Source organism: Herbaspirillum sp. 1130, from assembly GCF_017833835.1.
GTDB classification, from domain to species: domain Bacteria; phylum Pseudomonadota; class Gammaproteobacteria; order Burkholderiales; family Burkholderiaceae_D; genus Herbaspirillum; species Herbaspirillum huttiense.
In genome coordinates this window covers 916,529-941,220 of record NZ_JAFICQ010000002.1, presented here as the reverse complement: position 1 = coordinate 941,220, position 24,692 = coordinate 916,529, and the positions used below count along the sequence as shown (strand labels likewise).

23 protein-coding genes are annotated in these 24,692 nt (G+C 63.6%); 12 read left to right on the top strand and 11 right to left on the bottom strand.

Features of this window, described 5'->3' with window-relative positions; all coding sequences use genetic code 11:
• Positions 1-31: 31 nt before the first annotated feature.
• Together JOD78_RS13030 and JOD78_RS13025 are read left to right on the top strand one after the other, a co-directional pair.
• Positions 32-310: a hypothetical protein gene (locus JOD78_RS13030; protein WP_121044260.1), complete on the top strand. Its 279-nt coding sequence runs from the start codon at positions 32-34 to the stop codon at positions 308-310.
• 60 nt (positions 311-370) lie between these two features.
• A complete protein-coding gene (locus JOD78_RS13025; protein ID WP_134137182.1) occupies positions 371-742 on the top strand; it encodes a helix-turn-helix transcriptional regulator in 372 nt (123 codons plus the stop codon).
• Positions 743-876: 134 nt separating this feature from the next.
• On the opposite strand, the gene JOD78_RS13020 is transcribed toward JOD78_RS13025, so the two are convergent.
• The 3 genes from JOD78_RS13020 to JOD78_RS13010 form a co-directional block, all read right to left on the bottom strand.
• The gene (locus JOD78_RS13020; protein WP_209567797.1) at positions 877-2,199 is read right to left on the bottom strand and encodes a hemolysin family protein; all 1,323 of its coding nucleotides are present in this window, start codon (positions 2,197-2,199) and stop codon (positions 877-879) included.
• 197 nt (positions 2,200-2,396) lie between these two features.
• The gene (locus JOD78_RS13015) at positions 2,397-3,404 is read right to left on the bottom strand and encodes a zinc-binding alcohol dehydrogenase family protein (RefSeq protein ID WP_121044265.1); all 1,008 of its coding nucleotides are present in this window, start codon (positions 3,402-3,404) and stop codon (positions 2,397-2,399) included.
• Between the two features lie 153 nt (positions 3,405-3,557).
• Entirely contained in the window at positions 3,558-5,129 is a 1,572-nt protein-coding gene (locus JOD78_RS13010; protein WP_039789037.1) for a PLP-dependent aminotransferase family protein, read from the bottom strand.
• Positions 5,130-5,264: 135 nt separating this feature from the next.
• Here JOD78_RS13010 and JOD78_RS13005 point away from each other — a divergent pair, with 135 nt between their 5' ends.
• The 7 genes from JOD78_RS13005 (at position 5,265) to JOD78_RS12975 (ending at position 13,251) form a co-directional block, all read left to right on the top strand.
• Positions 5,265-6,545 (top strand): 4-aminobutyrate--2-oxoglutarate transaminase, encoded by a 1,281-nt coding sequence (locus JOD78_RS13005; protein ID WP_121044271.1) that lies wholly within the window; start codon positions 5,265-5,267, stop codon positions 6,543-6,545.
• A gap of 83 nt (positions 6,546-6,628) precedes the next feature.
• The gene (locus tag JOD78_RS13000; protein ID WP_227022807.1) at positions 6,629-7,768 is read left to right on the top strand and encodes an ABC transporter ATP-binding protein; all 1,140 of its coding nucleotides are present in this window, start codon (positions 6,629-6,631) and stop codon (positions 7,766-7,768) included.
• Between the two features lie 169 nt (positions 7,769-7,937).
• On the top strand, positions 7,938-8,981 hold the full coding sequence (locus JOD78_RS12995; protein ID WP_121044277.1) for an ABC transporter substrate-binding protein: 1,044 nt from the start codon (positions 7,938-7,940) through the stop codon (positions 8,979-8,981).
• An 83-nt stretch (positions 8,982-9,064) separates the two neighbouring features.
• Positions 9,065-10,348 carry an ABC transporter permease gene (locus tag JOD78_RS12990; RefSeq protein ID WP_121044281.1) on the top strand — a complete coding sequence of 428 codons (1,284 nt, stop codon included), beginning with the start codon at positions 9,065-9,067 and terminating at the stop codon, positions 10,346-10,348.
• Between the two features lie 27 nt (positions 10,349-10,375).
• Positions 10,376-11,209 (top strand): ABC transporter permease, encoded by an 834-nt coding sequence (locus JOD78_RS12985; protein WP_034341087.1) that lies wholly within the window; start codon positions 10,376-10,378, stop codon positions 11,207-11,209.
• Positions 11,210-11,240: 31 nt separating this feature from the next.
• Entirely contained in the window at positions 11,241-12,698 is a 1,458-nt protein-coding gene (gene gabD / locus JOD78_RS12980; RefSeq protein WP_166675602.1) for an NADP-dependent succinate-semialdehyde dehydrogenase, read from the top strand.
• A gap of 277 nt (positions 12,699-12,975) precedes the next feature.
• On the top strand, positions 12,976-13,251 hold the full coding sequence (locus JOD78_RS12975; protein ID WP_008326183.1) for a hypothetical protein: 276 nt from the start codon (positions 12,976-12,978) through the stop codon (positions 13,249-13,251).
• 137 nt (positions 13,252-13,388) lie between these two features.
• Here JOD78_RS12975 and JOD78_RS12970 read toward each other — a convergent pair whose 3' ends face one another.
• Together JOD78_RS12970 and JOD78_RS12965 are read right to left on the bottom strand one after the other, a co-directional pair.
• Complete coding sequence (locus JOD78_RS12970) at positions 13,389-13,784, bottom strand: type II toxin-antitoxin system VapC family toxin (RefSeq protein ID WP_209567799.1); 396 nt, start codon at positions 13,782-13,784, stop codon at positions 13,389-13,391.
• The gene (locus JOD78_RS12965; protein WP_134137186.1) at positions 13,781-14,014 is read right to left on the bottom strand and encodes a type II toxin-antitoxin system prevent-host-death family antitoxin; all 234 of its coding nucleotides are present in this window, start codon (positions 14,012-14,014) and stop codon (positions 13,781-13,783) included. Before JOD78_RS12965 ends, JOD78_RS12970 begins: the two co-directional genes overlap by 4 nt.
• Before the next feature lie 263 nt (positions 14,015-14,277).
• On the opposite strand from JOD78_RS12965, the gene JOD78_RS12960 reads away from it, so the two are divergent.
• Positions 14,278-15,015 carry a type 1 glutamine amidotransferase gene (locus tag JOD78_RS12960; RefSeq protein WP_121044287.1) on the top strand — a complete coding sequence of 246 codons (738 nt, stop codon included), beginning with the start codon at positions 14,278-14,280 and terminating at the stop codon, positions 15,013-15,015.
• 12 nt (positions 15,016-15,027) lie between these two features.
• Here JOD78_RS12960 and JOD78_RS12955 read toward each other — a convergent pair whose 3' ends face one another.
• The 4 genes from JOD78_RS12955 to JOD78_RS12940 all read right to left on the bottom strand — a co-directional run bounded on the left by JOD78_RS12955 (position 15,028) and on the right by JOD78_RS12940 (position 20,235).
• Positions 15,028-15,918, bottom strand: a complete 891-nt coding sequence (locus JOD78_RS12955; RefSeq protein ID WP_121044290.1) for a LysR family transcriptional regulator — start codon at positions 15,916-15,918, stop codon at positions 15,028-15,030.
• A gap of 92 nt (positions 15,919-16,010) precedes the next feature.
• Positions 16,011-18,074, bottom strand: a complete 2,064-nt coding sequence (locus tag JOD78_RS12950; protein WP_209567800.1) for a pyridoxamine 5'-phosphate oxidase family protein — start codon at positions 18,072-18,074, stop codon at positions 16,011-16,013.
• Between the two features lie 62 nt (positions 18,075-18,136).
• On the bottom strand, positions 18,137-18,757 hold the full coding sequence (locus JOD78_RS12945; RefSeq protein WP_121044296.1) for a glutathione S-transferase: 621 nt from the start codon (positions 18,755-18,757) through the stop codon (positions 18,137-18,139).
• Between the two features lie 209 nt (positions 18,758-18,966).
• Entirely contained in the window at positions 18,967-20,235 is a 1,269-nt protein-coding gene (locus JOD78_RS12940) for an MFS transporter (RefSeq protein ID WP_209567803.1), read from the bottom strand.
• Positions 20,236-20,324: 89 nt separating this feature from the next.
• Between JOD78_RS12940 and JOD78_RS12935 the strand changes: the two genes are divergently transcribed.
• Together JOD78_RS12935 and JOD78_RS12930 are read left to right on the top strand one after the other, a co-directional pair.
• The gene (locus JOD78_RS12935) at positions 20,325-21,326 is read left to right on the top strand and encodes an AraC family transcriptional regulator (RefSeq protein WP_227022791.1); all 1,002 of its coding nucleotides are present in this window, start codon (positions 20,325-20,327) and stop codon (positions 21,324-21,326) included.
• 173 nt (positions 21,327-21,499) lie between these two features.
• On the top strand, positions 21,500-22,660 hold the full coding sequence (locus JOD78_RS12930) for a GGDEF domain-containing protein (RefSeq protein ID WP_134137194.1): 1,161 nt from the start codon (positions 21,500-21,502) through the stop codon (positions 22,658-22,660).
• Between the two features lie 15 nt (positions 22,661-22,675).
• Here JOD78_RS12930 and JOD78_RS12925 read toward each other — a convergent pair whose 3' ends face one another.
• Positions 22,676-23,422, bottom strand: a complete 747-nt coding sequence (locus JOD78_RS12925) for a hypothetical protein (protein ID WP_134137195.1) — start codon at positions 23,420-23,422, stop codon at positions 22,676-22,678.
• 14 nt (positions 23,423-23,436) lie between these two features.
• The gene (locus JOD78_RS12920; RefSeq protein WP_134137196.1) at positions 23,437-24,516 is read right to left on the bottom strand and encodes an alpha/beta fold hydrolase; all 1,080 of its coding nucleotides are present in this window, start codon (positions 24,514-24,516) and stop codon (positions 23,437-23,439) included.
• Positions 24,517-24,692 lie beyond the last annotated feature (176 nt).

Here is a 24,692-nt window from a genome sequence, read left to right as displayed (position 1 = left end):
TCGCAAGACAGAAAGGAAGGAGACCCGATGTATGTCCAGAAAAATAGGCGACGGCCGCAACCTCTGGCGGCCCGGCAACGAAGACCTCCCCATGCTGGTGGAACGCCTCCATGCGCAGCGCGAAGACCGCGCCTGGCTGAGCATGCCGGAACGTCCCGACACCGGCCCGTCCAGGCTGCCGGTGACATTCGACGACACCCTCATTCTGCTGCCCCAGCTGACCGATGCCGACTACTGGAGCAGCGCCCTGACCCTGTCACCGGACTGGTTCAGTCACGCCGATGCCCTCAAGAGATCGCCACGGCATTGATGCGTCACCACCCTCAACCCCTATGCCAACAACGCGCATATCACCCACATCACGCATACCATGGATAACCACAAACTCGCCATCGGCCAACGCCTGCGCACCATCCGCCTGAAGATGGGCATCAACCAGAACGTCTTCGCCCGCGCCCTGAACACTGCGCCCAATCACATCTGCCAGATCGAACGCGGCCGCTGCATTCCCGGTAGCAAGCTGCTGCGCCTCATGCGCGAACAGTTCGGCATCGATATCACCTGGCTGCTCAGCGGCCAAAGCGCAGCCACGACCACCAGCCTGCTCAAACGCGAAATCGGCGCGCTGGTGGAGGACTACCAGCGCGCCGATGCCAATGGCAAAGCCTTCCTTGTTTATACGGCGAGCTTTCTGGTGGAGGGCACGGAGAAACACGATGCCCGGTCCGCCTCAAAAAAATAGGCAGTCGATGACCGCTCGCCATCGCCTGCCTTTACGGTGTTGCTGAAGAACGCTCAACCAGCGGATCGCACGGCACCCGGCTGCCTCACCCGATCACCCTGCCACAGGCGCAAGCAAAGAGGCGCTGGCTCTCCTTATTCGCGCACGTCCCCACCCTTCGGATACACCTTCACCAGCACGATCTTCGGTCCGGACATACGCTTGATGACCACATCAAAGGCCGCGAACTCGATCTTCTGGCCTTCCTTGGGCAGGTCACCCAGCTTCTCCATCACCAGGCCACCGACCGAGTCGATGCTGTCGTCATACTCGATGTCGATGCCCAGCATGTGCTCCAGCGTCACGATGGGCAGGCTGCCCTTGCCCAGCAAGGTACCGTCATCCTGACGGCTCCACTCGCCGGTGTTGTGGCGGAATTCGTCGCGGATCTCGCCCACCAGGAAACTCAGCATGTTGTCCAGCGTGATGAAACCCTGCGGCGGCTGGCCCTTCTTGCCGATGATGGCAAAGTGCGGCATGCCGGTGCGGAAGCGGCGCAGCAGGTCCAGTGCCGGCAAGGCCGGCGAAATGAACTGCACCGGACGCAGATATTCCTTCAGGTTGCCGATGGCGCGGCCATCCTGCTGCGCCAGGAACACATCCTTCAGGTGCACCAGGCCCAGCACCTGCTGGCGCTCGGCATCGAAATAGGGATAACGCGAATAGCGGTTGCGATAGATGATGTCCAGGTTCTCTTCCAGACTCTTGTCATCGCCCAGGGACACGATCTCGCTGGCCGGACGCATGATGTCGGCCACGTCCAGTTCGGCAAAGTTCAGGCTCTGCGCCAGCACGTTCCACTCGTCACGCGTGAACTTGCCACTCTTGCCGCTCTTGCTGCCTGCGCGCAGGATGAGCTTGAGTTCGTCCGAGGAATAATGGGCATCGTGACCATGTCCCGCACCCAGTCCGGCCACGCGCAGCAGCCAGTTGGAGCTGGCATTGAGCACCCAGATCAGCGGATACATGCCCCAGTAGAAACCGTACAGCGGCACGGCACACCACAAGCCCAATTTCTCCGGGCTGCGGATGGCCATCGACTTGGGAGCCAGCTCGCCGGCCACGATGTGCAGGAAGGAAATGATGAAGAAGGCGAACACGAACGAGATGCCGTGAATCAGCTCCTGATTGGTCACGCCGACCAGCGAAAAGAGCGGTTCCAGCAAGCGTGCGAAGGCGGGTTCACCGATCCAGCCCAGGCCCAGCGAGGCCAGGGTGATCCCCAATTGGCAGGCGGAGAGATAGGCATCCAGCTGATTGTGGACCACGGCCAGAATGCGGCCGCGCATGCCTTGTGTTTTTGCGATGGCCCGGATGCGCGTTTGACGCAACTTGACCAGACTGAATTCTGCTGCAACGAAAAAACCGTTCAACGCAACCAGGAAGAAGGCCGCGACGATCAGTAATATGTTTTCCAACTAGGGTTCCTATCGGGGTTGTCTAAGGGCCCGGACGCCATGAGCCGGTCCGGACTCCGTAATTTACCATGCATGTGGCATGGAACCCGATTCGTTGTCAAAAAAGTAATCTATGCGTGATCTGCATGACCATGGCGCGCTGCGCAGGAAGGCAGGCAGGCGGAGCGGCCGACCTGCCGCTCCACAGCCTGCGCGCTTCAGTCCGCAAACCCTTCCAGCACGATCTTCCCCTTGGCCTTGCCCGACTCCAGCAGGGCATGCGCACGCCGCAGATTCTCCGCGCTGATGCGCCCGTAATGCTCACCGGTCGTGGTGCGCAGCACGCCCTCATCCAGCAGTTGTGAAACCCGTTGCAGCAGTTCGTGCTGGCGGATCATGTCGGCGGTCTGGAACATGGAGCGGGTGAACATCAGTTCCCAATGCAGCGAAATGCTCTTGCGCTTGAGCGGCACTGCATCCAGCGTGGCCGGATCGTCGATCAGCGCCAGCTGGCCCTGCGGTGCCAGCGCCTCGATGATCTGTGCATAGTGCTGGTCGGTATGGGTCAGGCTGATGACGATATCGACCTCAGGGAAACCCAGCTGCTCCAGTTGCGGCTTGAAGGGCTGGCTGTGGTCGATCACGTGATGTGCGCCCAGCTCGCTGACCCATTGCGCGGTTTCCGGGCGTGAGGCGGTGCCGATGACGGTCAGCTGCGTGAGCTTGCGCGCCAGCTGGGTCAGGATCGAGCCCACGCCACCGGCTGCGCCGATGATGAGCAGTCGCTTGCCCTGCCCCGTGCCTTCGGCGACGCCGACGCGGTCAAACAGCAGTTCCCAGGCGGTGATGGCCGTCAGCGGGATGGCGGCGGCATCTGCATGGTCCAGGCTGGCGGGCTTGCGGCCGACAATGCGCTCGTCGACCACGTGCAGTTCGCTGTTGGCACCGGGGCGGACGATGGAACCGGCATAGAACACCTCGTCGCCCGGCGCAAACAGGCTGACCGCCGGGCCGACCGCACGCACCACGCCGCTGACATCCCAGCCCAGCACGCGGGCTTCGCCAGCGCTGGCGCGGATCTTGGTGTCGACCGGATTGACCGAGATGGCCTTGACCTCGACCAGCAGGTCATGCTCGCCAGCGACGGGATCGGGCAAGGTGGTGTCGGCCAGCGAGGCGGCGTCATGGATGGCTTTGGCTTGCGGGTTGGTGATGATGGCTTTCATGCTGAATCCTTCACGATAATGAGCAACAGATGGGAGACATCTTAGGACAGCGCCACCCGATCAACCACTCCCGGGACCACGAAAGAGTTTCTTCATACAGGCCAAAATCCACCCCTGTCCCACACCCGCCCCCGCATCCGCGCAGGTGACCGCTTACACCAGATGCGGCTTGATCACCGCCGCCAGCTTGTCAAAGGCGCGCGCGATCTCCTCATTGGGCACGCTCGCATAGCCCAGCAACAAGCCGCGCCGTGCGCCCCGCGCATGCATGTAGTAACGCGACAGCGGGCGCACCACAATGCCTGCGGCCAGCGCCTCTTCGCAGATGAGCACGTCGTCGCACTCCTGCGGCAGGCCCAGCACAAGATGCAATCCGGCCTCGCCGCCGGTAATGGTCATCTTTTCGCCGAAGTGGCGGTTGATGGACTGCTGCAGCAGTTGCAGCCGTTCGGCATACAGCACGCGCATCTTGCGGATGTGCGAAGCAAAATGTCCCTCGGCCATGAAGTCGGCCAGCGTGGCCTGCAGGAATACCTGGCCGTTGCGATACAACTCTGCAATGCCGGTGGCAAAGGCCTTGGCCAGCGACTCCGGCACCACCAGGAAGCCGATGCGCAATCCCGGAAACATGATCTTGCTGAAGGTGCCCATGTACAGCACGCGGTCCTGCGTATCCATGCCCTGCAGCGACGCCAGCGGACGGCCACCGTAGCGGAATTCACTGTCATAGTCGTCTTCGATGATCCACACCTTGTGGGTCGCCGCGTACTCCAGCAGCATGCGCCGCCGCGACAGGCTCATCACCATCCCCAGCGGATACTGGTGCGAGGGCGTGGTGCAGATGAAGCGCGGCGGCCGGCGCAAATTGGCCAGGCGCATGCGCATGCCTTCCTGGTCCACCGCAATCGGGACCGACTGGATGCCCAGCGAATTGAGCACGCTGCGTGTACCCCAGTAGCACGGGTCTTCCACCCAGGCAGTATCGCCATGCTCGCCTAGCAACTTGACCACGATGTCGATGGACTGGTGGATGCCGGTGGTGATGAGCACCTGCGACGGCGTGCAGTTGACCGAACGCGCCACCCGCAGGTACTCGGCGATCTGCTCGCGCAGCCCGGCATAACCGGCGCCTGGCCCGTAGGTCAGCAGGTCCGAACTGGAACGACGCCAGTGCTTGTTCTGCAGGCGTCCCCAGATCTTGTGCGGCACGCAGGTCACGTCCGGCACGCCCGGCATGAAGGCCCCCCACTGCCGCTCGCCCACGCCGGCCTGGCGTGTGAGCAATGCACCGCGCGCGGACAGTTCCGATTTGCCGGAAGGATCGGTCAGCGGCTCCTTGCGCTCCACCGCCTCGGGGATCTGGTCCGGCGCCGTATCGGCCACGAAGGTTCCGGCACCGGTACGGCTTTCCAGATAACCCTCGGCCAGCAATTGTTCATAGGCATAGGTCACCGTATTGCGCGAGGTCCCCAGCTCCAGGGCCAGGTCGCGTGAGGACGGCAATTGCATGCCCGCCGGTAGCGTATGGGCCAGGATGGCTTCGCGGATCAACTGGTAGATCTGGCGGTTGACGGGCATGCGCTCGCTACCGGTCTTGACGTTTTTGGTGGTCTTCGCTGCGCCGCTTTCGCGGCTGGCCGCCGCCTTGCCCTTGCCCGGCGCGGCCTTGGCGGAGGTGCGATTGATGCGCAGCAGCAGATAGTCGGACAAGGAGGCGAGTTTCAAGTGGCACCATCAAATAATTGAAATTGGCTCTATATTACAGTGCCACTGGGGTTTTATATTGTTTCCCGATTTAGCAATTTCCTGCACATTTCCGCGCCCTGCGGCGCATTCAACGAAGCAAGATCGGAGCAAGCCATGACCAGCAAGGCCACCAACCAAGAGCTGCAACAACGAAAGAATGCCGCCACCCCGCGCGGCGTGGGTGTGATGTGCGACTTCTACGCCGAGCGCGCGTCCAACGCCGAACTGTGGGATGTGGAAGGCCGCCGCTTCATCGACTTCGCCGCCGGCATTGCGGTCCTCAACACCGGCCACCGCCATCCCAAGCTGCTCGACGCCATGCGCGCCCAGCTCGACAAGTTCACCCACACCGCCTACCAGATCGTGCCCTACGCCAGCTATGTCGAACTGGCCGAGCGCATCAATGCGGTGACGCCAGGCAACTATCCCAAGAAGACCGCCTTCTTCTCCACCGGCGCCGAAGCCGTGGAAAACGCCATCAAGATCGCCCGCGCCCACACCGGCCGTCCCGGCGTGATCGCCTTCGCTGGCGGCTTCCATGGCCGGACCATGATGGGCATGGCGCTCACCGGCAAGGTCGCGCCTTACAAGCTGGGCTTCGGTCCCTTCCCCGGCGACGTGTTCCATGCGCCCTACCCCAGCGCCCTGCACGGCATCACCACCGAAGACGCACTGGACGCGGTCCACGGCCTCTTCAAGAGCGACATCGAAGCCAAACGCGTGGCCGCGATCATCCTGGAACCGGTGCAGGGCGAAGGCGGCTTCTATGCTGCCCCGGCCGACTTCATGCGCGGCCTGCGCGCCATCTGTGACGAGCACGGCATCCTGCTGATCGCCGACGAAGTGCAGTCCGGTTACGGCCGTACCGGTAAATTATTTGCGATGGAACATTACGACGTCCTGCCCGACATGATGACCATGGCGAAAAGCCTGGCCGGTGGCATGCCGCTGTCGGCCGTCAACGGCCGCGCCGAGATCATGGATGCGCCCGCCCCTGGCGGCCTGGGCGGCACCTATGCCGGCAACCCGCTGGCCGTCGCCTCGGCGCTGGCAGTGCTGGATGTGATGGAAGAAGAAAAGCTGGTCGCCCGCGGCCAACGCCTCGGTGACAAGCTGCAGGAGCACCTGAAGGAATTGCGTTCGGCCGTGCCGCAGATCGCCGAAGTGCGCGGTGTCGGCGCGATGGTGGCGGTGGAGTTTGCCGATCCCGTCACCGGCAAGCCGGATGCGGACTACACCAAGAAGGTCCAGCAACATGCGTTGAACAATGGTTTGCTGCTGCTGACCTGCGGGAGCTACGGCAACGTGATCCGCTTCTTGTTCCCTCTGACGATTCCCGATACCGTCATGGATGAGGCGCTGGGCATCCTGGCCAAGGCGATCAAGCTGGCCTGAGTCTTGCATTGCAAGGCAGCTTTCAGAACAGGGAAGACGGGCCGCACCAAGTCTGCGGCCCCGCGTACAAGAGAGGATCGATGATGGCAGCTTATGCAATGAAGCAAGCGGCGCAAGCACACGCGCCGGCCGCCGGCAGCGGCAATGACGTGCTGGTGCAGTTCTGCGGCGTGAAGAAAACCTACGATGGCGAAAACCTGATCGTCAAGAATCTGGATCTCGACATTCGTCGCGGTGAATTTTTGACCCTGCTGGGTCCGTCCGGCTCCGGCAAGACCACCTGCCTGATGATGCTGGCCGGTTTCGAATTTCCGACCGGCGGCGAGATCCGCCTCGATGGCCAGTTGCTCAATCGCGTGCCGCCGCACAAGCGCAACATCGGCATGGTGTTCCAGAACTATGCGCTGTTCCCGCACATGACCATCGCGCAGAACGTGGCCTATCCGCTGTCGGTGCGCAAGATGGATCGCGCCACCCGCGAAGCCAAGGTCAAGCAGGCGCTGGACATGGTGCAGATGGGCAAATTCGGCGACCGTTATCCGACCCAGCTCTCCGGTGGCCAGCAGCAGCGCGTGGCGCTGGCGCGCACGCTGGTGTTCGATCCGCAACTGGTGCTGATGGATGAACCGCTGGGCGCGCTCGACAAGCAATTGCGCGAACACATGCAGCTCGAACTCAAGGCCCTGCACAAGCGCCTCGGAGTGACCTTCGTCTACGTCACCCACGACCAGAGCGAAGCGCTCACCATGTCGGACCGCGTGGCCGTCTTCGACCAGGGCGTGATCCAGCAACTGGCCCCGGTCACCGAGCTCTACGAATATCCGGACAATCAATTCGTCGCCAACTTCATCGGCGACAACAACCGTCTCAAGGGCAGCGTGGAATCGGTCCAGGGCGAACACTGTACGGTGCGCCTGGCCGATGGCACGGTGGTGACCGGCCTGAACGTGCATCGCGCCCATGCCGGACAAAGCATCACCGCCTGCGTACGCCCGGAACGCATCCGCCTGGCCGCAGGCGGCAGTGCCGAACCCAACAGCATCCGCGCCACCATCGCCGGGCTGATCTATTTTGGGGATCACGTGCGCGTGCGATGCACGGTGACGGGGCAGGAAGACTGCTTCGTCAAGCTCTCCCTCTCCGACCCGGCACTGGCGGGACTGAGCGAGGGCAGCAGCGTGGTCCTGCATGTGGCGCAGGATCGTCTGCGCTGCTTCCTCTGATTTCTCCACACTCCCCGTTTACTTAGTTTTTTGAGTTATTCCGTTTTTGTTCTTTTGTCGCACCTGATGTTATGCAGTACCGCTTGATGAGCGAGGCAACTCAGATTGCCGCTCGGCTCTACCTTAGTTCAACACAGTCAACACGCACGATAACCAACGAGGAACAACAATGAAACGCCTGACACCTGCCCTGCTGTCCCCGCTCTTCCTGGGCCTGCTGTTTTCCGGCGCGGCTTCCGCCGCGGAACTGACCCTGGTCAATTTCGGCGGTGCCAATGGCAACGCCCAGAAGGTGGCCTACGTCGAGCCCTTCCAGAAGAGCACCGGCACCAAGGTCGTGACCGCCGAATTCAACGGCGAACTGGCCAAGGTCAAGGCCATGGTCGAGACCAGGAAGGTCAGCTGGGACGTGGTGGAAATCGACGGCGGCGACCTGACCCGCGCCTGTGATGATGGCTTGATCGAGAAGCTCGACCTGGCCAAGACCATCAAGAAGGATGACTACATCCCCGAAGCCACGGTCAGCGAATGCGGCATGGGTGCCTTCGTCTGGTCCACCGTGCTGGCCTACAACGCCGACAAGCTCAAGACCGCACCGACCGGCTGGGCCGATTTCTGGGACACCAAGAAGTATCCCGGCAAGCGCGGCATGAAGAAGAGCGCTCAGTACAACCTGGAGTTCGCGCTCATGGCCGACGGCGTGCCGACCAAGGATGTCTACAAGGTCCTGGCCACCAAGGAAGGCGTGGATCGCGCCTTCAAGAAGCTGGATCAACTGAAACCCAACATCCAGTGGTGGGATGCCGGTGCCCTGCCGGCGCAGTTCCTGGCCTCGGGTGACGTGGTCATGGCCAACGCCTACAACGGCCGCATCGATGCCGCCCAGCGCGAAGGCAAGAACCTGAAGGTGGTGTGGGCCGGCAGCGTCTACACCCTGGATTACTGGGTGATCCCGAAGGGTTCGCCGAACAAGGCACTGGCCGAGAAGTTCATCAACTTCGTCAGCCAGCCGGAGAACCAGAAGGTCTACGCCAACAACATCGCCTACGGCCCGGTCAACAAGGCTGCCTTGAAGCTACTGGATGCCAAGACCCTGGGCAACCTGCCGACCTCGCCGGCCAATGCCAAGGATGCGGTGCAGCTGAGCCTGCAGTTCTGGACCGACCACGGTGAAGAGCTGGAACAGCGCTTCGCTGCCTGGATCGCCAAGTAAGCCTGCACGCCGTAACGACAGCGATCCCGCCTTCACCGGCGGGATCGCTGCCTTGAATTCCGCTGCCACCGGACACCCGAGACATGACCACCATCGCCACCCGCTCCGCCGCCGCCATGCCCCTGGCCGAACCTGATCCGCAGCAACTCAAGCGCGAACTGCGCGCCGCCCAGACCCGCAAGCGCCTGGGTGCGCTGGCCCTGATCGCACCGCTGGCGATCTTCCTGCTGCTGACCTTCGTGGCCCCCATCGTGGCCCTCCTGCAGCGCGCCATCGAGAATCCGGAAGTGGCCGCTACCCTGCCGCAGACCGTGGCGGTACTGTCGAAGTGGGATCGCAAATCGGCTCTGCCCGATCAGGCGTTTTCAGCCCTCGCGGAAGATCTGGCCCGCGCCAAGGAAGACACCACCGCCGGCAACCTGGCGCGCCGTCTCAATATCGAATTGTCCGGTTCGCGCTCGCTGGTGATGGGCACTGCGCGTGCCATGCCGCTGCGCGATGCCGATGGCAAAGCCTTGAGCCCCGCCGCCGCGCGCGAGGCCATCATCGCCCTCAATGCACAATGGGGCCAGCCGGACGTGTGGCGCGTGATCGCCCAGAACGGCTCGGTCTATTCCCCCTACTATCTGCTGGCCTCGCTGGACCTGCGCCAGAACGTCTTCGGCGACATCGAAGCGGCCGCCCCTGAATCGGCGATCTACCGCACCATCTTCGGCCGCACGCTGTGGATGAGCGCAGTGGTCACCCTCATCACCCTGCTGCTGGCCTATCCGCTGGCCTACTGGCTCTCCACCATGCAGGAGCGCCGCGCCAACCTGTTGATGATCCTGGTGCTGATTCCCTTCTGGACCTCGATCCTGGTGCGCGTGGCCGCGTGGATCGTGCTGCTGCAATCCGAAGGACTGGTGAACAAGGCGCTGATGCTGGCCGGTCTCACGCAGTCGCCGCTGGAGCTGGTATTCAATCGCGTCGGGGTCTATATCTCGATGACGCACATCCTCCTGCCCTTCATGATCCTGCCGCTCTACAGCGTCATGAAATCGGTGCCGCCCACTTACCTGAAGGCCGCCGTCTCGCTGGGCAGCCATCCCTTCGCCGCCTTCTGGCGCGTGTATGTGCCGCAGACTTATCCGGGCATCGGTGCGGGCGTGCTGCTGGTCTTCATCATGGCCGGCGGCTACTACATCACCCCGGCGCTGCTGGGCGGACCGAATGAACAGATGGTGAGCTACTTCATCGCCTACTTCATCAACACCACCATCAACTGGGGCATGGCCTGCGCGCTGGGTGCCCTGCTGCTGGCGGCGACCCTGGTGCTGTATGGCGTCTATCGCCGCTTTGCCAAGGTCGATGTGGGCATCAGCTGAGCCATTGAAGAATCCAAGGAGTACGCCATGAACAAACCGCCTCTCTTCCCGCCCTACACCTCGCTGGTGGAACGCGCCTGGTTCTTTGCCTCGCGCGGCTTCAACCTGCTGGTGCTGCTGTTCCTGCTCTCGCCCATCCTGGTGATGATCCCGCTGTCGTTCTCTGACAGCAGTTTCCTGATGTATCCCATCAAGGGCTTCTCGCTGCGCTGGTACGAGAACCTGTTCAGCTCCGATGAATGGGTGCGTGCCGCCAAGAACAGTTTCATCGTCGCACCGGCGGCCACCGTCATCGCGACCGTACTGGGCACGCTGGCCGCCGTCGGACTGAACAAGTCGGACTTTCGCGGCAAGGGCATCCTGATGGCGATCCTGATCTCGCCCATGATCGTGCCGGTGGTGGTGGTCGGCGTGGGGGTGTATCTGTTCTTTGCCCGCATTGGCCTGTCCGACAGCTACCTCGGCCTGATCCTGGCGCATGCCGCGCTGGGTGCGCCTTTCGTGGTCACGACGGTGCTGGCCACACTGCAGGGCTTCAATCACAACCTGGTGCGGGCCAGCCTGAGCCTGGGGGCCAGTCCGCTGCGTACTTTCTTCCGCATCACCTTGCCGGTGATCGCGCCGGGCCTGATCTCGGGGGCTTTGTTCGCGTTTGCAACTTCTTTCGACGAAGTGGTTCTGACCTTGTTCGTGGCCGGGCCTGAGCAAGCCACCTTGCCGCGCCAGATGTTTGCCGGCATCAAGGACAACATCAGCCCGACCATCGCCGCCCTGGCGACGATCCTGATTCTGTTTTCGACCTGCCTGCTGCTGGCCCTGGAATGGCTGCGCGGGCGCAACAAGGCGGCCGCGCGCTTCTGAGCCTGCTCCCCCACTTTTACGGAGACCCGACATGCTGCAACAACTCAAAGATCCTTCCCTGCTGCGCCAGCAGGCCTATCTCAACGGCCAGTGGTGCGATGCCGACCACGCTGGCAAGCACGAGGTCTACAACCCGGCCAACGGCAGCCTGCTGGGCAGCGTGCCCATGATGGGTGCGGCCGAGACCCGCCGCGCCATCGAAGCCGCCAACGCCGCCTGGCCAGCGTGGAAGAAGAAGACCGCCAAGGAACGCAGCGTCATCCTGCGCCGCTGGTATGAGCTGATGATGGCCAATGCCGACGACCTGGCGCTGATCATGACGGCCGAGCAGGGCAAGCCGCTGGCCGAGGCCAAGGGCGAGATCGGCTATGCCGCTTCCTTCATCGAATGGTTTGCCGAGGAAGGCAAGCGTACCTATGGCGACACCATTCCTTCGCCCTCGCCGTCGAACCGCATCGTGGTCATCAAGGAAGCCATCGGCGTCTGCGCGGCGATCACGCCGTGGAATTTCCCCGCTGCAATGATTACCCGCAAGGCCGGTCCGGCGCTCGCCGCCGGCTGCCCGATGGTCTTGAAACCCGCTGAAGCCACGCCCTTCTCGGCACTGGCGCTGGCCGTGCTGGCCGAACGCGCCGGCATTCCGGCCGGCGTGTTCAGCGTGGTCACCGGCAGTGCCAAGGACATCGGCGGCGAGATGACCTCCAACCCCATCGTGCGCAAGATCAGCTTCACCGGTTCCACGGGCGTGGGCAAGCTGCTGATGGAACAGAGTGCATCCAGCATCAAGAAGCTCTCGCTGGAACTGGGCGGCAATGCACCCTTCATCGTCTTTGACGATGCCGACCTGGATGCTGCGGTGGAAGGTGCGATTGCCTCCAAGTACCGCAATGCCGGCCAGACCTGCGTCTGCGCCAACCGGCTCTACGTGCAGGATGGGGTGTATGACGCCTTTGCTGCCAAGCTGGTGGAAGCGGTCAAGAAACTGAAGGTCGGCGATGGGATGGAGAATGGCGTGACGCAGGGTCCGCTGATCAACGAGCAGGCCGTCAAGAAGGTGGAGCAGCATATCGCCGATGCGGTCAGCAAGGGAGCCCGCGTGCTGCTGGGCGGCAAGCGCCATGCGCTGGGCCACAGCTTCTTCGAGCCGACCGTGCTGGCCGATGTGACACCGGCCATGCAGGTGGCCCGCGAAGAGACATTTGGTCCGATGGCGCCGCTGTTCCGTTTCAAGACTGATGAGGAAGCGGTGGCCCTGGCCAACGATACCGAATTCGGGCTGGCCAGCTATTTCTATTCACGCGACATCGGCCGCATCTGGCGTGTGGCAGAAGGGCTGGAGTCGGGCATGGTGGGCATCAATACCGGGCTGATCTCCAATGAAGTCGCACCGTTCGGCGGCGTCAAGCAGTCGGGACTGGGGCGCGAAGGGTCGCACTTCGGGATTGATGACTACCTGGTCGTGAAGTATTTGTGTATGGGGGGGATCTGAGCGCCGCGATAGCTCACCTCATCCACTGACCCGCACCGGTGATTCTGCATCACCGGCTGCAAGCCGCCGCGCCGCTGTGACTGCAGCCGCGCGGCGTTATTGTTTCTGGCCTGGGCACAGATAAGCTGGGAAGCTTACCCGGCATTAAAGATGCAATATCGCTTTTTTAATGGAAATGCGCCCACGTCGCCATATAAAAGAGCGATTTCACACTTTTAACTTGATCTGGGTGGGAATGTTGCGATAATAGAGCAATATCACATGCTTAGGATGCACCATGAAAGTCACCTCGCCGCGAGAACTGGGCAGCGTATTGCGCGCCGTGCGGGTAGGCCTTAACGTGCCTCTGGCCGACCTGGCAGAGACATTGAACACTTCACAAACCTTGTTGCGACGGCAGGAACAGGGCGAGGCGACGGTAGCGGTAGAAAAACTGTTTTCGGCCATGCGCGAACTGGGCATTGAACTGCACCTCTCGCTGCCCCCTGCCCTCGACGAACACGCCATTGCTGCCTCAGCACAGGATAGCAAGCGCAGGCGGGCACGCCCATGACTCGGCACTGCGCCGCTCGGATAATTGCGCTCTGTGTGCGACATTCATTCTGGTCGCGAAGTCTATGCACATGAGGGAGATTTAAGAAAGCCCGCTGCACTAAACACCTATCGACGGCTGCCGTGTTGGTGGCCGTTCTACCAGATGGTCTTGACGTGCGGGTAGGCGCGGATTTTGTCATCCTTCGTGACAAGCGGAACCGAAAACTTTCGCGCCGTTGCCACGATCATCCGATCAGCCGGATCCTTGTGAAATTCTCCTGGCAAGTTCACCGATTTCACGAGAATTTCCACATCCATCGGCACGATACGCACTGCATCGATTTCCGACACGGTATTCATCCAGCGCTCTACCTCCATGGACAGCACCAGTTTCTCGCGCTCCACGAGCATGGCGATTTCCCACGCGGAAATGGCCGAAATGAGGATCTCGCCGTCCTCCATCTCCTTTTCAATCGCCTTGCGGGCTTTCCGGCTCAAGGTGGCATCGCCACTGACCCACCAGACCAAAGCATGCGTATCGAGAACGATCACTGGCCCGCCTCCCACTCAACATCGAGAGGCTCAGTAGGATCTTCATAACGTAATACAGAGCCCGCCAGGATGGTCAATGGAGCGCGCTCGGCGTCCCGAAACGGACGGACTTCCACGGTGGGCTTGCCGTGATCGGTCACCACTACGCTTTCCCCGGAGGCTTCCACCTGGCGGAAATATTCCAGCGCCTTGGCCTTGAATTCCGTCTTGGATACTTGGTTGACTTGCATGGATCACCTCTTCATGAAACGACGATGGTCTGAATTAACAACTGTTCATATCATGCAACGAAATGACTATGCAAACAAGTCATTTTGGCGACACCATCGTTCTTCACGATGAGTGCTCCCGTGTGGCCTGCCCGTGCTTGATCAGGTCAGCGGCTTTACAGGATGTTTACGTCTCCACTCAAAAATACAACCCGCCGTTTACGTCCCCCATCCTACATTGACGTCTCCTCCACTACGGACCGGCCCAAGCCCGTCCCCCGTTTATGAGACCGATCGCCATCCTCCAGCATGAAAGCACCCAGGGCCCCGGTGTCCTGCTGGATCATCTGGAACAACACGCCCTGCCCTATCGCCTGTTCCATCCCGCCGCAGAAGGCGATGCCCCGCGCGATGCCAGCCAGTTTTCCGGCATCGTCACGCTGGGCAGCGACCACAGCGTCAATGAAGACCTGCCCTGGATCCATGCCGAACACGCCCTCCTGCAAGATGCCCTGGCCCGCGACGTGCCGGTGCTGGGCCACTGCTTCGGTGCCCAGCTGCTGGCCCGTGCCATGGGGGCGCAGGTCAGCCGCAACCTCTGCGCCAACATCGGCTGGAGCCCGGTCTGGGTCACGCCGCCAGCACAGCAGCGCATGGGACTGGCACGCCAGGTCACCATCTTCAACTGGCATTACGACACCTTTGAAATTCCCACCGGCGCGGTGCGCACCATGTATGGCAGCCATTGCCTCAACAAGGGATTCATGCGCGGCAAGCAATGGGGTTTCCAGGGCCATCTGGAAGTGACCGAAGAGAGCGTGCGCAACTGGTGTGCGGCCGGACGCGACGAACTGCTGTGCGCACACGGCCCGGCTGCGCAAAGCCAGGCACAGATCCTCGATCATCTGCCCGAACGCATCGCCGCCCTGCGCCTGGTCGCTGACCAGACCTACGCAGCGTGGACGCGACAGTTGGACCGCCCCCTGCGTATTTCGGTACGCAACCCTGCGTATTACGGATGAACCCGGCTGCGCTCAGTGGAACGCAGGATGCGCCCGCAGGCGGCTCACCGCCAGGTCGATGAAGGCGCGCACCTTGGCCGGTGAGCGCCGCCCTTCCGGATAGAGCACGTGGATCGGCAGCGGCGGCTCTTCGAACTCGCGCATGACCCGCTGCAAGCGCCCGGCCTGCAAGTCGGCCGCCACCTGATAGGCCAGCACGCGCGTCAATCCCCAGCCCTGGCGGGCGGTACTGATGGCGGCTTCATTGGTATTGGTCTGCAGCGCCGCATCGACCACCACGCGCTGGCCGTCGGCAAAGCGCCACTCCGGCGAAGCCCAGGCGCTGGTGGACGTGACGATGCGATGCTGCTTGAGATCGGCGGGTGCAGCCGGCGTGCCATGCTGGCGCAGATAGTCGGGCGAGGCACAGATCACGCGGCTGACCGAACCGACCTGGATGGCCGTGAATCCCGAATCAGGCAGATGGCCGATGCGCACCGCCACATCCATGCCCTCTTCCACGATGTTGACCGGCCGATCCACGAAGAAAGTGCGCGCCCGCATGCCCGGATAGAGATCGAGATATTCGGTAACGATGGGCAGCACATGCAACTGTCCGAACAGCAAGGCCGCCGTCACCGACAGCGTGCCCGAGGGCTGGTCGTAATGGCCGGCCGCAGCCGCTTCGGCTTCGGCGATTTCAGCGAGGATGCGACGGCAGTCTTCCAGATAGCGCGCCCCGGCTTCAGTGGTCTTGACCGAACGCGTGGTGCGTACCAGCAGCCGCGCACCGACCAGTTCTTCCAGCCCCGCCACGGTGCGGGTGACCACCGGCGCACTCAACTGCATCTGCCGCGCCGCCTTGGCGAAACTGGCGGTCTCGGCCACTTGCACGAAGATTCGCATTGCCAGCCATCGGTCCATGAGCCTTCCTTCCCTGCCTGTCGGAGAAGGTCGCATTATGCCCTCTTCAGCGGCATCAGGACGGAGGACTTGCCAAGGCCTTCATATCACCCTCACAGCGCCAGTTCCAGGCGCGGTGCATCGGTTCCGGAGGGCTTGGCCGGGCGCGCACAGCACAGCAGCACTTCGCCTTCGCCCACGCTTGCCTGCGGCGGCTTCAGGTAAGTCACTTCCCCGGCCAGCACGCGGGTGCGGCAGCTGCCGCAGTGGCCTTCGCGGCAACTGAACTCCGGCGACAGACCGCGTGCTTCGGCCAGCTCCAGCAAGCTGCCGGAATCCGGCGTCCAGCGGGCTTCCTTGAGGCTTTCCATGAAGATCACCGGGACAGCCGTGTCCGCCACCGGTGCCAGCGGCACTGCCGCCGCGACGGTGTTGCCGGTGCGGGCGAGCGAGGCCGGACCAAAGGCTTCGGCATGGATGCGCTCATCGCTGATGCCGAAGCCGCGCAAGCCGTCGTAGAGCCCCTGCATGAAGCCGCCCGGACCGCACAGGTAGAACTCGTAATCGCCAAACGGCAGGCTGCGCGAGAGCAGGTTCATGTCGATACGGCCGGCGGCATCGAACGCGTCGCCCTCACGCGCGCCGGTGGTGTCACTGAGCACGCGAACCAGTCTCACCGCACCGCGCGAGGCCGCCACCAGCTCGGCCAGCTCGGCGTCGAAAGCGCGCTCGCCCAGCGTGCGTGCGGCATGAAACAAGATGGCCGGGCGCATGCGCTGGCGGCGCACTCCTTCCTGAACGATATGGCGCAGCATGGCCATCATCGGCGTAATGCCCACGCCACCGGCCAGCAGCACCACCGGCCGGTCGGTGGCGGTATCGAGCGTGAAGTCTCCCGCCGGGGCGCGCGCCTCAATGCGATCACCCTCGCGCAGCTGCGCATGAAGATACTGCGACACCACGCCCTCGCGCTTGACGCTGATGCGGTAATGCCCCTCATGCGGTGCCGACGACAGGGTGTAGGTGCGGATCAACGGCGCGGCCCCGGCCTCGGTACGCACCCGGATCGGCAGGTGCTGGCCGGGCAACGCCGGCAGCAGCCCGGCGCCATCGTCGGACACCAGGTGGAAGGAGCGGATGGTCTCGCTTTCCTGCACGATGCGCGCCACCTTCAGGCTGCGCCACTGGCCCGCCAGAGCCTGGGCGCGCAGGCGCTCGGCGGCTTGCTGCCAGTCGCCCGTCATCAGCGCATAGGGCGAGAAGGCTTGCTCCTGGAAGGCCCAGCGCAAGGCCAGTGCCGCACGGCGGCGCACGATGCGCTGCGGACGGAAAGTCCACAGGCGCTCGGCGCCCTCGAAGGCGGCGATCTCGGGGGAGTCGAGGATCACCTCGGCCTGCCCGGTCATCTGCAAGACATCGCCCGAGGCATAGTCCACAAAAAGCAAACCCGCACGGCCGTTGAGCACGATGTTGCCCAGGGTCGAAAAGAACAAGTTGCCGTTGAAGTCCGGCACGGTCAGCACGCCCGCTTCATTGACCCGGACGAACCCCGGCTTGCCGCCACGATGGGAGACATCCACCTGGCGCCGCCCTTCCTGGTCGGCATAGGTCGCCACGAAGAAGGCATCGGCGCCGGCGATCAGGGCCAGGGCCGGTGCGTCCAGCGTGCACAGCGTCTCGGCCCGCCCGGTGTGCGCTTCGGCAGGCTCACGGGCAAAGGAATAGTCGCGCAGCTGGATGTAGCGCGGGCAATTGCCGAAGCTCTGGTCCACCTGCACGCGCCATCCGTCGGCCAGCGGTGCGAGCACACCATTCATGCGATTGCGGCGGCGCGTGTGCATCTCGATGCCGAGCAGGCCGACCGGCGCCCCTGCGGCCATGCCAGCGGCGGCCGGGTCTTCGGGCGCGGGATGGGCGTGCATGTCCAGCTGGGTCGGCGCAGGCGAGGCCAGGAAGCCGGGATGGCCTTCAAGGAACGTCGCCCACGCATCGCCCGACGGATCGACACTGCCCAGCACGATGAAGGGCAACTGGCCGTAGAAATCGCGGTGCTGCTCGGGCATGAAGTCGCGTATCACGCGCTGGCCTACGGATTCCATCTTGTCGGCCACGCCGAGTTGCGCTTGCAGCTGCTTCTCGCCGGCATGCCAGACGGGGGACTTGGGGGATGCACTCATGGCGGACCTCTCGAAAAGAAACTGCAAACACGCGGCGCGGGATGACGTGACTATTGGAAAACTCAGGCCTGCGCCGCGCGCAGACCCGCAGCCGTCCTCGGGAAGGGCACAAAGCCCGGCAGTGCCTCGATCCCTTGCAGCAGGCGCAGCACCGACGGGTAGCCGCTCAGGTCGACATTGCCTTCGGGTGCCGCCACCAGGTAGCTGTAGACAGCCACATCGGCGATGGTCGGGTGATCGGCGGCCAGCCATGCGCGGTTTGCCAGATGCTGTTCCATGCGACCCAGCAGCAGGTGGGCGCGCTGGATCACTTCTTCCGGATTGAAACGGGCGCCGAACACGGTAATGAGGCGTGCGGCAGCCGGACCATAGGCCAGCTCACCAGCGGCCACCGACAGCCAGCGCTGCACGTTGGCGGCACCCTGGGCATCCTCGGGCAGCCAGTCGGGGCGGCCCGCCTTCTTGGCCAGGTAAACCAGGATGGCGTTGGAGTCGGCGATAACGACATCCCCATCTTCCAGCACCGGCACCTGGCCGAAGGGATTCAGGGCGAGGAAGGCCGGCTGCTTGTGGGCGCCAGCGGCCAGGTTGACTTCGATCAGCTCGGCCTGCAGGCCCAGGAGGGAAGCGAACAGGACGGCACGATGGGCGTGGCCGGACAATGGGAAATGATGGATCTTCATGACATGGCTCCTGGTAGGTTGGCTCGGTCAGGAAGGTGTTCCTTGACCGTGATGCCAGTGTGGAGCCAAGCGCGGATGAAGAGAATCCGTACCGTCGGCACTTCTTTATTGCACAGGGAGGAATAATGCGGCGGAAATGAAAACGGCTTCCGGCAAGAGCCGAAAGCCGTCAGGTGCCGACGCCGGATCAGGGGATCCGGCGCATCCGTTCAGAAATGCGCATTGCCCGCGACCGGCGCAGCGCCGCCACGCGGGCCGTAGCGCAGGGTCAGCAAGGTGCCGAGACTGATGGCGACGACGGCGAAGATCGGTCCGCCCAGCGCGCCCACATGGTCCACCAGCACGCCGCCGCCGATCGCGCCGCTGGCAATGGCCACCTGGAACGCCGCCACCATCAGGCCGCCCGCGCCTTCGGCATGGTCCGGCGCGGCGCGCACGATCCAGGTCTGAAAGCCCACCGGGAAGGCACCGAAGGCAAAGCCCCACAGCGTGATGGCGATGGCCGCCACCACCGGCGAGCTGCCGGCCACCCACAGGGAGGCCGCCAGCAGCGCGATGAGCGTGCCGCCGCTGACGATGGCATAGCGTTCGCTGCGCTCGGCGATGAAGCCACCGGCAAAGTTGCCGAAGAAGCCGCCCACGCCATAGCCCAGCAGCACCGCCGAGATGGTCGCCACCGACATGTGGGTGATTTGCTCCATCAGCGGGCGGATGTAGGTGAACCCGGCAAAGTGGCCGGAGACCACCAGCAGCACCGCCATCAGCGCCACCCGCACATCCTTGCGGCCGAGCAATTCGGCCAGCACCTTGAGGCTGGGATGGTCCTTGGGCGGCAGGCGCGGAATCGCGATCCACTGGATGGCGAAGGCCACCAGGCTGACCACGCCGGCGGCAATGAAGGCGCTGCGCCAGCCCCACAGGTTGCCCATGTATGCACCGATGGGCGCTGCGCACACGGTCGCCACCGAGACCCCGGTGAGGATCAGCGACATGGCCCGGGCGAACAGGTGATCCGGCACCAGGCGCATGGCCAGCGCCGCCGCCATCGACCAGAAGCCGCCCAGCGCCACGCCCAGCAGCACGCGTGCCACCAGCAGGACCGGCAGATTGGGGGCCAGCACGGCCATGAGGTTGGAGACCAGCAGCAGCAGGGTCAGCATCAGCACCACACGCTTGCGATCGATGTTGCGGGTCAGCAGCGGGATGCTGGGCGCAGCCACGGCACCGACGATGGCGGTGGCCGTGACGGCCTGGCCGGCAGCGCCATCGGAGACGTGCAGGTCGGTGGCGATGGCCGTCAGCAGGCTGGCGGGGAGGAATTCAGCGGTGACCAGGCTGAAGACGCCCAGCGCCAGGCTGGCAATGCCGCTCCAGTTGGCCGGGAGCTCTTGCGCTGCCTTGTGGGCAGGGGCCGCAGAGGCGCTGGCCGGGGCCGCCGTCTCGGTCAGCGGGGCCTCGATGATGCCGGGGTTGGACATGGGAAAACCTTTCTTGTGACGTTTCATGACTGGGTAGCGCAGTCTATGGTTAAATGTCTGGACTTTCCATGCCGATATTTCGCAAAGACATGACTATTCGTCCAAATCTCCCGGAAATCACTGAGTGCGCCCCCAAGGAGCGTCCCGCCGAGGGTGTCGATCCCCTGACCGAAATCCTGCTGGGCCTGCGGCTCGATGGCGTCGAGTACGCGCGCTACGTGCTGCACGAGCCCTGGGCGGTGGCCTTCCCGGCGCGGCGCGAGGCGACCTTCCACTTCATCGCCCAAGGCAGTTGCTGGATGCAGGTCGGCCAGGACGACTGGCTGCAGCTCAATGCGGGCGATGCGGTACTGCTGCCGCGCGGCTCGGCGCATGCGCTGGCCAGTGCGCGCGCCCTGCCGACGGTGGAGATCGGCAAGCTGGCCCGCAAGGCGGTGGCGGACAATCTCTTCCTGGTCGATGACAGTGCGCATGCCCAATCTGATGCTGCCCCCGCGCCGCCGACGCACGTGGTGTTCTCGGGTACGCTGCGCTTCAACCTGGACCCGCTGCACCCGCTCTTGATGATGATGCCCGAGGCCATGCGCGCCTGCGACCTGGCCCAGCGCGATCCGGCGGTGCTGGCGCTGCTCGATGCGATGGAGCGCGAAGTGGCGCTCAACCGCATCGGTGGCTGCGGCATCCTGGCGCGCCTGGCTGACGTGCTGGCCGCCAGCATCATCCGTGGCTGGGTGGAATGCGCCTGCAGCGATGCCAGCGGCTGGATCGCCGCAGTGCGCTGCCCGCTGGTCGGACGGGTGCTGGCGGCGGTGCACCAGCATCCGGAACGCGACTGGTCGGTCAATGAACTGGCGGCCTTGATGGGGGCCTCGCGTTCCAGTTTCATCGAGAAGTTTTCGGCCACGGTGGGGGAGACGCCGGCCAAGTACGTGGCCCGCGTCAAGATGTTCCAGGCGCGCCACTGGATCGCCCGCGACGGCTTGCGGGTGGCGGTGGTGGCCAACCGGCTGGGCTACGATTCGGAAGCATCGTTCAGTCGCGCTTTCAAGCGCATCATCGGCCATCCGCCCAGCGCGGCGCGGCTAGCCTGAGAGCCATACGGGGCCTGCGTTTTCACCCCGATTTTGCGCAGCAGAAATATTGCCTGAAGGGATGTGTGAAGAAGCCTTCATTTCCCCCTGTACGCGCCCATTCCGCTTGGCTATGATCGCCAGAGGGGACTAGCCTGCCGGGGCAGGCGGATAGCAAAGCGCAAGGGGACGCTATGCATTATCAGATCGTGCACGCCTTCGGAGCCGGAGTGTATTGCGTCTTCATCGCGCTGTTCCTGCTGGCGGCGCGCATCCCGCGCACACCGCCCGGTGCCAACTGGTTTGCCGCCGCCATCAGCTGTGCCCTGCTGGGCCGGCTGGCGGTGCTGTATCTCACGCCGCTGGGTGAACTGGCGCTGGCCAATCCGGTGTATGGCAGTTTCCTGATCCTGGAAAAGGTGCTGCTGGTGATGGGCTTCGTGCGCTTCTTCGATCTGCAGCAGAGAACGCTGCTGGTGCGCGCCGTGGGAGTGGCGGCAGTCGCCGCCGGGCTGTGGATGCTGTGGTCCGACAACCAGCTGGCGCTGCCGCTCATCAAGAGCACCAGCTATGCCCTCTTCAACGTGTTCGCGCTGGGCAGCCTGTCGTGGATGATCCTGCACGACAAACTCGACTGCCCGCCGCTGATCCGCCGCTGCATGGCCACGGCCTGTATTGCGCTGACGCTGCACTGGGCCAGCGGCGGGCTGATCGGACACTTCTATCCGCCCTGGCTGCGCTACGGCTTCCTGCTGGGCACGGCGCTCGTGGCGCTGCAGTACACGTGCCTGCTCACGGCCATCCTGGCGCTGTTCCACCGCCGCCTGATCCAGGCCGAGGCCAAGGCCCTCAAAATGGCCTTCAAGGATCCGCTCACCGGCCTCTACAACAAGCATTTCATGAACAACCTGTTCGACCAGGCGCTGCTGCTGGCCACCCGTCCGCATCATCTGGTGGCGGTGTATTACATCGATCTGGACAACTTCAAACCCGTCAACGACCAGGCTGGCCATGCGGTCGGCGACAAGGTGCTCATGTGCGTGGCGCAGCGGCTCAAGGAAGCGGTGCGCAGCACCGACATCTGCGCACGCCTGGGCGGGGATGAATTTACCGTGATCGCCACCCAGCTGGAACGCCAGGACCAGGCCCCGGAAATCGCCAAGAAGCTGCTGGCCAAACTGGCGGCCCCCATCGAGGTCGGGCAACAGCAATTCGTCCTGGGCGCCAGCATCGGCATCAGCCTTTATCCCAGCCACGGGCAAGACCTGTCACGCCTGCTGGAGCAGGCCGATGCCGCCATGTATCACGTCAAGCACCGGGGAAAGAGCGGGTATGAACTTTACACCGCAGGATAAGGCGCAGAGCGCCTGTCAGAAGCCCACTTGCAGCCGCATGGTGAAGGTACGCGCACTGAGGGTGGCATTGGAACCGAACAGGTAGGCGGCCTCGTATTTCACGAACTGATGCCCCATGCGCAGCGTGCCGAACAGCGCCGGTCCGGCGCGATGCGACTGCTGATCGCGCGAGGCCCAGTGATCCCATCGTCCCAACTCGCCGAAGCCCTGCAGCCCGAAGTTGAACCAGGGCCGCCAGTGCTGACGCACCTGCCATTGATAGACCAGTTGTGTCGGACCGTCGCGCTGGCTGCGGTAGTCCCGCTGCAGGAACAGGTTGGCGTTGAACTGCGTGCGCCACCATTCGGTTTGCAGCGCCGGTCCCCACTCCAGTGAATAGCCGTCGCGCTGGCTGTTGCGATACTGGCCGACATCAGTGTGGATGGCCAGGTCGAAGGGATATTCCCCTTGCGTGAGCAGGACATCGTTCTGCCAGTTCATGCTCAGCATCTGCGTGCCCTGCACGGCATCCTGCTGGGTCACGCCATACAGCTCGGTGTACCAGCGCGAATTGACGCCATAAGCGATCCCCAGCTCGGGCGAGCCGATCGGCGGGCCGACGCTGGCCTTGGCGTTCCAGTACTTGTAATCCAGCGTCCACTGGCCGGGGTCGGAATAGACGCTGACCAGGTAGTAGCCGGTGCCGGCCTGCGCCGGCCGCACCCCGGCGGCCAGCAGCAGCACGGCCAGCACCAGGCCGGCACGCCCGTTGCGCTTGTGCATCACTGGCTCCGGCGTCAGCGGGCAGGCAGGCCCTGGATGAACTGCGTCAGCTCGCGCACGTAGAAGCGCGCCATGCCGGTGGTGCCATGGCCACGCGTCTCGGCGCTGGCCGGGATCACCAGCAGCTGCGCGCCCGGCACGTCCTTCAGTGCGGCCTGCATGATGCCGGTCTCGGGCGGGTTGCGTTCATCGTCGGCGGAATTGATGGCCAGCACCGGCACCTTGATCTTCGACAGACCCGGCGCGGCGTTGTAGTCGGCCGAGGAACCCCACTGGTAGATGAAGTCATTGGCATCCGCCGTCACCGGCGCGGCCAGGCGCTCATCGACCAGCTTGTCGGCCTGGGCATGGGTGCCGGCGATGGCCTGGTAGGCCAGCGTGCCGCCATTGGTGGCGAAGACGAACATGTTGTTGGCCAGGCGCAGCGACGGCGGCTGGGTGGTGTAGTTGCCGTTGTTCCAGGCCGGGTCCTGCTTGATGGATTCGACCAGCATGCGCCGCATCATCCAGTTGCGGCTGGCCATTTCGCTCGGCTGCGAGGCCATCGGTACCAGCCCATCGGCAAAGCCGGGATAGGTGCCGCCCCAGATCCAGGTCTGCATGCCGCCCATGGAATTGCCGATGATCAGGCGCAGATGCGAAATGCCCATGCCTTCGGTCAGCATGCGGTATTGCGCCAGCACCATGTCGTCATAGTTGTATTGCGGGAAGGCCGCGCGCAGGCCGTCCGAAGGCTTGGTGGATTTGCCCACGCCGATGCCGTCCGGAATGATGATGAAGTACTTGCTGGCATCCAGCGGCTGGCCTGGGCCAAAGAGCTGGCCGCCGAAATCCTTGGACAGCATCGCACCGGCGCTCTGGTAGGTGCCGTGCAGCACCAGTACCGCGGGGTTGCTGCGCTCGCCCAGGGTGACATAGTGCAGGCGCAGGTTGTCCAGGGTCTGGCCGTTATGGAACTGGAAGCGCGGTGCCACCCAGCTGCCTTCGACCGGCTTGGGCGGTTCGGCGGCGTGCAGCGGAACGGCCGCCAGCAGCAGCGTGGCGGAGGTGAGCAACAGGCGGGCGGCCCGGCGCAGGCTTGAAGTCAAAGTCATGAGGTTCTCTGGTCCGATTATTGTAAAAATTACACGCCCTCTCACCCTCTTCCCAAGGGCTGGTACGGCGCAGGCCAGAGTATGTAACAACTGTAAGAGAACGTGTTGCAACTCGAATCTTTTCGAGATCGAGCTGGTCTATTGCCATACCCGCTCTCGCAAGCACGGCGCCCTCG